Source organism: Streptomyces sp. NPDC047108 (assembly GCF_040643575.1).
In the GTDB taxonomy this organism is placed as follows: Bacteria; Actinomycetota; Actinomycetes; order Streptomycetales; family Streptomycetaceae; genus Streptomyces.
The window spans coordinates 1-1,512 of record NZ_JBEYUP010000051.1 but is presented as its reverse complement, the minus strand read 5'-3'; the positions used below and the strand labels follow the sequence as shown (position 1 = coordinate 1,512).

Annotated in this window: 1 protein-coding gene; it reads right to left on the bottom strand. The window is 69.3% G+C overall.

Translation table 11 applies throughout. The features are described 5' to 3' along the window. The coding region (locus tag ABZ822_RS32525; RefSeq protein ID WP_360862072.1) for a type I polyketide synthase at positions 1-1,512 on the bottom strand (1,512 nt) is incomplete at both ends.

Here is a 1,512-nt window from a genome sequence, read left to right as displayed (position 1 = left end):
CTGCGGCGGCTCGTACGCCAGATCCTCCGCAACCGCCCGGAACTCCGCCAGCATCGGCTCCATCAACGGCGAATGGAACGCATGACTCACCCGCAGGACATTGGTCCTACGGCCCAGAGCACGGAAATGCTCCGCGACCTCCTCCACCGCATCACGGTCACCCGACACCACCACCGACCGCGGCCCGTTCACCGCGGCAAGACCCACCCGGTCGTTCAGCAGCGGCAAGGTCTCGTCCTCGGACGCCTCCACCGCCACCATCGCCCCACCCTCGGGCAACGCCTGCATCAACCGACCCCGCGCCACCACGAGTCGGCACGCATCGGCAAGGGACCACACACCGGCCACATGGGAGGCGGCGATCTCACCGATGGAGTGCCCAGTCAGCACATCCGGCCGCACACCCCAGGACTCCAGGAGCCGGAACAACGCCACTTCCAGCGCGAAGAGGGCGGGCTGCGCGTACCCCGTACGGTTCAGCACCTCCCCGTCCTCGCCGAACACCACCTCTCGCAGGGGCAGTTCGAGCTCTGGATCCAGGTGGGCACACACCGCGTCGAAGGCGTCCGCGAAGACCGCGTACTCCTCGTACAACTCCCGCCCCATGCCCGGCCGTTGCGACCCCTGCCCGGCGAACAGGAAGCCGGTACGACCACCCTCGCCGACCTCACCCACCACCGCACCAGCAGCAGACTCACCGGCCGCCACAGCCACGAGACCGCTCAGCAACTCCTCACGATCCGCACCCCACACCACAGCCCGGTGCTCGAACACCGAACGCGAACGCACCAGCGACACACCGACCTCGACGACCGACAGCCCAGCACGTTCGGCGGCGAACCCCGCCAGCCGTTCGGCCTGGGCCCGCAAAGCGTCCCGGCTCCGGGCCGACACCACCCACGGCACCAACGCCGATCCCGGCACAGCCTCCACACCCGCAGCCGCGGCTCCCTCGGAGACGGGCTGCTCCAGCACCACGTGCGCGTTCGTGCCGCTCACGCCGAACGCCGACACGCCCGCCCGGCGCACCCGCCCCGTCTCGGGCCATGCGCGTCCCTCGGTGAGCAGTTGCACCGCCTCTGCCGACCAGTCCACATGGGACGACGGCTCATTCACGTGCAGGGTGCGGGGCAGGGTTCCGTGCTGCATGGCCAGCACCATCTTGATGACCCCCGCGACACCGGCGGCGGCCTGCGTATGGCCGATGTTGGACTTCACCGAGCCCAGCCACAACGGCCGTTCACGATCCTGACCATACGTGGCCAACAACGCCTGCGCCTCGATCGGATCACCCAAGGCCGTGCCCGTGCCGTGCGCCTCCACCGCATCCACATCCCCGGGCTTCAACCCCGCACCGGAGAGCGCCGCACGAATCACCCGCTGCTGCGACGGACCGTTCGGCGCCGTCAGACCATTACTCGCACCATCCTGATTGACCGCCGACCCGGCAACCACCGCCAGCACCCGATGCCCAAGACGCCGGGCATCCGAAAGCCGCTCCACCACCAGAAC